The sequence below is a fragment of the Ruminococcoides bili genome (assembly GCF_040093295.1).
Classification (GTDB): domain Bacteria; phylum Bacillota; class Clostridia; order Oscillospirales; family Acutalibacteraceae; genus Ruminococcoides; species Ruminococcoides intestinale_A.
Map to the genome: position 1 here is coordinate 38,411 of NZ_JBBNJY010000019.1, position 6,401 is coordinate 44,811.

The 6,401-nt window shown below is 42.0% G+C and carries 7 protein-coding genes; 5 read left to right on the plus strand and 2 right to left on the minus strand.

What is annotated here, in order from left to right:
• Positions 1 to 249: 249 nt before the first annotated feature.
• The gene (locus tag AAAY30_RS07475) at positions 250 to 600 is read right to left on the minus strand and encodes a TnpV protein (protein ID WP_302493696.1); all 351 of its coding nucleotides are present in this window, start codon (positions 598 to 600) and stop codon (positions 250 to 252) included.
• A gap of 2 nt (positions 601 to 602) precedes the next feature.
• Positions 603 to 779, minus strand: a complete 177-nt coding sequence (locus AAAY30_RS07480) for a hypothetical protein (RefSeq protein ID WP_302493695.1) — start codon at positions 777 to 779, stop codon at positions 603 to 605.
• Between the two features lie 544 nt (positions 780 to 1,323).
• On the opposite strand from AAAY30_RS07480, the gene rimP reads away from it, so the two are divergent.
• From rimP to infB, 5 genes are read left to right on the plus strand one after another with little or no spacing between them, the layout of a single operon-like run.
• Positions 1,324 to 1,806 (plus strand): ribosome maturation factor RimP, encoded by a 483-nt coding sequence (gene rimP / locus AAAY30_RS07485; protein ID WP_021970654.1) that lies wholly within the window; start codon positions 1,324 to 1,326, stop codon positions 1,804 to 1,806.
• A gap of 51 nt (positions 1,807 to 1,857) precedes the next feature.
• Positions 1,858 to 3,075: a transcription termination factor NusA gene (gene nusA, locus AAAY30_RS07490; RefSeq protein ID WP_337781484.1), complete on the plus strand. Its 1,218-nt coding sequence runs from the start codon at positions 1,858 to 1,860 to the stop codon at positions 3,073 to 3,075.
• A gap of 42 nt (positions 3,076 to 3,117) precedes the next feature.
• On the plus strand, positions 3,118 to 3,420 hold the full coding sequence (gene rnpM / locus AAAY30_RS07495) for an RNase P modulator RnpM (RefSeq protein ID WP_021970656.1): 303 nt from the start codon (positions 3,118 to 3,120) through the stop codon (positions 3,418 to 3,420).
• A 15-nt stretch (positions 3,421 to 3,435) separates the two neighbouring features.
• Positions 3,436 to 3,753, plus strand: coding sequence for a L7Ae/L30e/S12e/Gadd45 family ribosomal protein (locus AAAY30_RS07500; RefSeq protein WP_021970657.1), 318 nt, complete (start codon positions 3,436 to 3,438; stop codon positions 3,751 to 3,753).
• A 1-nt stretch (position 3,754) separates the two neighbouring features.
• Positions 3,755 to 6,169 (plus strand): translation initiation factor IF-2, encoded by a 2,415-nt coding sequence (infB, locus tag AAAY30_RS07505; RefSeq protein ID WP_337781485.1) that lies wholly within the window; start codon positions 3,755 to 3,757, stop codon positions 6,167 to 6,169.
• Positions 6,170 to 6,401 lie beyond the last annotated feature (232 nt).

Consider the following 6,401-nt stretch of genomic DNA (forward strand, 5'->3'; position numbering starts at 1 on the left):
ATATCATAACACGGACTTTCCAAAAATTCAACGAAATAGAAGATATCGGAAATTGATTTGCTATAATTGGAAACAAATCACAAAAATGGAAATCAAACGTATGCTTTTGGAATTTTTTTAAAATTTTGGAAACTTTTTTCTCAAAATGGAAATCTTTCGTTTGCAAAATGTATATTCAATTGCTACAACTATATAATTGATAGCATAAAAGGCTGGTGTAACCCATTTGGGATCACATCAGCCTTCGTGTTAGTTATAGATTATTTCTGCATTGACGACTTCTCTCGCTCTTTGAGTGACATTGTTCATCTTGCATACCCATAGCATTTGATCGGTAGCTTTTAACTGCTCAGTGCAGCCTTCCTCTTTTGCGAAAGCCTGTACAAGCTTGTCGTACATCTTCTGCGCCCGTTCATCAATATCGGCAAGATATTCGTTCAGCTTGCATTTAGTGAGCAGGTTGGTGTAAAGAATCGGGCGACTTCGTTTTATATAGCGAAGGTGTTGTTGTCCCCACAAGCCGATCGGACGGCTATCCTGTTCGGGCAGTGTTAAGTTCGGCAGCAAATAGTCGCCCTGCATTGTATATGTAATCTCCATTGTCAAACCCCCTTAATCTTAATCTTTTTAGCTTTGGCTTTTGAAATTCTAATAAGCAGTTCATCAACTAAATCGGTGTACATTCCTTGTGAAATAAGGTTGTTTCTCAAATCAATCAGACTATTGATAACAACTCTGCGTTCCTCGGCGGTGAGGTAAATATGATATTTAGCTCTCATAATTCAAACTCCGGTTTCAGAATAATTCAGCGGGCAATTCTTCTACCATTTTTCTACCAAAATTATACCAAAATGATTTTACATTATCATTTAAACTGTTATGCAGGGGTATCTGATTTCCAATCGAAAAACAGAATATAAAACTATATAACAGTGTGGGTGATTAAATAACATTTGATTAAATCCCCATTCCGCTTCAAGTCCTTCTGCCCCTGCCAAAGGAAACGGTCTAAGTAAAGACCGTTTTTTATTTAAAAGAATTTTCAAAAATCCCTTGCAATCTCATATTAATGGTGTTATAATTAAATACAATAAGTATTGTAAAGTAAGGAGTGGGAAGTAAGCCCACTCCTTTCTGTTTGCAACTGCGGTGTTATTGAGTGGTGTATGTTTATTGTATTGTATCGGCTTATACACTTGTAATCGGTCGGTTATAACTTGCAACATTAAACTAACCTGTGCTTGATTGCTTTACGGTTGCTTACGGTGAAAATAATTTGCAACTGCGTTATGCTTTGTTGCAAACGCTCATAAGGAGGTATTTATGGCAAAGAAAAAAGGCGGTCTTACCGTGACTAAGGTTTGGGAGCTTTGCGAGCCTATTGTTAAGGATTTCGGACTTTCGCTTTGGGATGTGCGCTATGTTAAAGAGGGCGCCGACTGGTTTTTAAGAGTTTATATCGACAAGCCTGACGGCATTGATATTACCGATTGCGAGAATGTATCCCGTGCTATTGACAAGCCGCTTGACGAGCTTGACCCTATTGAGAGTGCATATTGCCTTGAGGTATGCTCTCCGGGGCTTGAGCGTGAGCTTGTGCGTGACGAGCATTTTATGCAGTTTATCGGCGCTGACATCAAAGTTAAAATGCTCCGTCCTATCGAGGGCATAGGCAGAGAATTCGGCGGTGTGCTTGACGCTTACGATAACGGCGAGGTAACAATCTCCGACCACGACGGAGAGAACCATATAACTATCAATAAAAAAGATGCGTCTTGGATTAAACTTGACGACTTTGATATGTAACTTCAGTTTATTAAAATAATTTTAAGATAAGAGAAAAGGATGATCAGAAAAATGAATACTAAGGAACTTTTTGCTGCTCTTGAAATGCTTGAAAAAGAAAAAGGCATTCCAATGGACTATATGATTGAAAACATCGAAAAAGGTATTGAAGTTGCCTGCAAAAATTACTACGGCGGTAATGACGAAGTGGTTTTCAAAATTCTTCCGGACAAAAATGTCTTTGATGTAAGACTTAAGAAAACTGTTGTTGAAGAAGTTTTTGATCCTGATTACGAGATTTCGCTTGAGGACGCACAGAAGATCCTTAAGAGAAAAGCAATCAATATTGACGATAAGGTTGCTATTCCGCTCGACCCTAAGGACTTAGGCAGAATTGCAATCGGCGCTGCGAGAAATACTATTCGTCAGGGTATCCGTACAGGCGAAAAGGGTCAGACGCTTTCAGAGTTCAAGAGCAAGCTCGGCGAACTCGTTACAGCTACTGTTGAAAGAATTGACCCTAAGAGCGGTGCGGCAGTTATCAGAATAGGCAAGAGCGAGGCTATGCTCCCTAAGAGCGAGCAAATCGGTCACGATAACCTCAAGGAGGGTGACCACATCAAGGTTTATATCGCTGATGTAAAGACAAGCGAAAAAGGTCCTCGTGCTATAATTTCAAGATCACATCAAGACCTTGTTAAAAGACTTTTTGAGCAGGAAGTACCTGAAATTTTCGACGGTGTTGTTGAAATCAAATCGGTTTCCCGTGAGGCAGGTTCAAGAACCAAAATGGCTGTTGTCAGCAAAAATCCCGACATTGACGCCGTAGGTGCTTGTATCGGTACAAAGGGCGCTCGTGTAAACAGCATTGTTGACGAGCTTGGCGGTGAGAAGATTGATATTATCGAATACAGCGATGACCCGCAGAAGTACATTTCAGCCGCACTTTCTCCTGCAAAGGTATTGAGCGTTGAAATTACAGACCTTGAGAGCAAAAACTGCAGAGTAACTGTTCCGGACGGTCAGCTTTCTCTTGCTATCGGCAACAAGGGTCAGAATGCCCGCCTTGCCGCAAGACTTACAGGCTGGAAGATTGACATTCGTCCCGAAAGCGGTTTCTTCGGAGAAGATGAAGAGGACGAAAAACTCGAAGTTGCCGAAGATACAACAGCAGAAGATACACTTGAGCTTGACGATACAGCAGAAGAGAATACAGAGGCACTCGACCTTGACGGCGAGAAAACTGCCGAGGCTGATGTTGAGGCTGATGAGAATACAAACGAAGAATAATTTTATATAAAATATAAATATATAAATGCAGGGAGGGATTTTATGACACAGAAAAAACAGCCGCTTAGAAAATGCACAGGTTGTGGCGAAATGAAAGAAAAGCGTGAGCTTATCAGAGTAGTAAAAGCTCCCGATACCAAGGACGAGAACGGCAATTTAACCGCAAAGGGCGAGATAAGTCTTGACCTTACGGGTAAAAAGTCGGGAAGAGGAGCGTATATTTGCCACGACATAAAATGTTTTGAAAAAGCGAGAAAGGCAAGACGGTTTGAAAGAGCGTTTTCCTGCAAAATCCCCGACGAAGTTTATGAACAGCTTGAAAACAGCTTGAAAGCGGACAGCTAAGGGAGGCAGTCGGATATGAATGACAGAATATTGTCGTTGCTCGGATTGTGCCGCCGTGCAGGAAAGCTTGTAATCGGAGCTGACCCCTGCATTGACTCAATGGCAAAGAGCAAGGCAAAACTGATTTTGTATGCAAATGATTTTTCACAAAACAGCTTAAAGCCTGTTTTATTGCAGGCGCATAAGCAAAATGTTCGTGTACTTGAAGTAAACAGAACCAAAGATGAAATAAGTTTTTCACTCGGCAAACTTTGCGGAGTTTTATCGGTGGAGGACAAAGGTTTTGCAGATAAGCTTGCTATGCTTATTGAAGGTGAACAGAGAGGAGAATAATATGATAAAATACAAAGTAAGAGATGTTGCCAAGGATTTAGGTGTTAGTGTAAAAGAAATTTCAGATATTCTTGAGAAAAATTGCGGTGTTACAAAAAAGGCTATGGCTACTCTCGAGGAGAGCGAACTTAATATCGTTTTTGACGCCGTAACACAGAAAAACAATGTAGCAAATTTTGATAAATTTTTTGCGTCAAGAAATAAAACCGCAGAACCTGCAAAGGCAGAGGCTAAAGCCGAGAAAAAGGCTAATAATAAAGACAGCAAAGACAACAAGCCGAACGGCAGAAAGAATGACCGCAAGTCTGACAATAAGGACAACAAGGCAGAGGGCAAAAAGCAGAATAAAGTTCAGGATAAGCCTGCAAAGCAGACAAAGGCTGAACCAAAGGCAGAGTCAAAGCCTGTTGAAATTACAAGCGAGGAAGAAACTTCAACCCGTAAGCGCAGAGTAATTGATACCCGTGCCGTAAATGTTGATGTTGAGCGTTACAACCAGAAGTACGATGACCTTGCAAACGCATCTTCAAAGATGAGAAGTACAGACAACACTGTTAAAAAGCAGAAGTTTACCAACCGTTCTCAAAAGCAGAAGGGCAGAAGACAGGGCAAGAGAGAAACAGAGCAGGAGCGTTTGAAGCGTATTGCGCTTGAGCGTAAGCAAAAGCAGATGACAATTCAAATTCCTGATGAAATCGTTGTTCAGGAGCTCGCTTTAAGACTTAAGGCTACAGTTGCCGAGGTTGTTAAAAAGGCATTCCTTATGGGCACAATGGTAACAGCAACCGACACAATCGACTTTGATACAGCCTCACTTATCGCTATGGAGTTCCACGCTAAGGTTGAGAAAGAGGTTGTTGTTACAATCGAAGAAAGAATTATTGACGACAGTGAAGATGACGATACAAATCTCGTAGAGAGAGCGCCGGTTGTAGTTGTAATGGGTCATGTTGACCACGGTAAAACTTCAATCCTTGACGCTATCCGTCATGCAAATGTTACAGCAGGCGAGGCAGGCGGTATTACTCAGCATATCGGTGCTTACAGAGTAGAAATTAACGGCAAGCCTATCACTTTCCTTGATACACCCGGTCATGAGGCTTTCACAACTATGAGAGCAAGAGGCGCACAGGTTACTGATATTGCTATCCTCGTTGTAGCTGCCGATGACGGTATTATGCCGCAGACAGTAGAGGCTATCAACCACGCAAAGGCTGCGGGTGTATCTGTAATTGTTGCTATCAATAAAATGGATAAGGTCGGCGCAAATCCTGAGAATGTTAAGCAGCAGCTTACAGAGTATGAGCTTGTTCCGGAGGAATGGGGCGGTGACACACCTTGTATTCCTGTATCTGCAAAAACCAAAGAGGGTCTTGACGACCTCCTCGAAATGGTAACACTTATTGCAGAAATGAAAGAGCTTAAGGCTAACCCTGACAGAGCCGCAAAAGGTACTGTTATTGAGGCTCGTCTTGATAAGGGCAGAGGTCCTATTGCCACTGTACTTGTACAGAACGGTACACTTCATCAGGGTGACATCGTAATTGCAGGTACTTGCGTAGGCAGAGTAAGAGTAATGGTAAACGATAAGGGCGAGAGAGTAAAAGAGGCAGGCCCTTCGGTTCCTGTTGAAATTACAGGTCTTGCAGAAGTTCCGCAGGGCGGTGATATATTCAACGCTGTTTCTGATGAAAAACTTGCAAGAGAGCTTGTTGAGCAGAGAAAGGCATCTCAGAAAGAGGAGCAGTTCAAGGCACAGACAAAGGTTACACTCGACAACCTCTTTGACCAGATGAAGTTAGGCGAGGTTAAGGAATTACAGATTATCGTAAAAGCCGATGTACAGGGTTCTGTTGAGGCTGTAAAGCAGTCGCTCGAAAAACTCTCTAATGACGAGGTAAGAGTAAATGTAATTCACGGCGGTGTAGGTGCAATCAACGAGTCCGATGTAATGCTTGCCGAGGCTTCAAATGCAATTATAGTAGGCTTTAATGTTCGTCCTGACAGCGTTGCTGCCGCAAATGCGGAAAGCGCAGGCGTTGATATGCGTCTTTACAGAATTATCTACGATTGCATTGAGGAGATTGAGGCTGCTATGAAGGGTATGCTCGCTCCTAAGACAAGAGAGGTAGTTCTCGGCACTGCAGAGTGCAGAAATGTAATTAAGATTAAGTCCGTAGGTACAATTTCCGGTTCTTATGTAAAGAGTGGTAAGATTGTAAGGAACGCAGGCGTAAGAGTTATTCGTGACGGTATCGTAATTGCCGAGGATACAATCGCATCATTACAGCGTTTTAAAGATGCGGTTAAGGAAGTAAACGAGGGCTACGAGTGCGGTATCGGTCTTGAGCGTTTTAACGATATTAAAGAGGGCGACCTTTTCGAGGCTTACACAATCGAGGAGTATCGTGATTAATCAGTGATTAGCGGTTAGCGGACAAAGTGATGAAAATTGCTTTGCCGCTAATCGTATTATTACGACATAGCTGATTAAGAATATTAAATTATTGTTTAGCGGAGTGTCGGTCGGGCGTTGAAATTTAGCTAACGCTAAATTATCCTCCCAAAAAGCAAAAAAGTTTACTCAATTTTTTCAAAAATTGCGGGTTTGGGCAGCGCCCATAAAATCTTCCGATACAACAATTTAT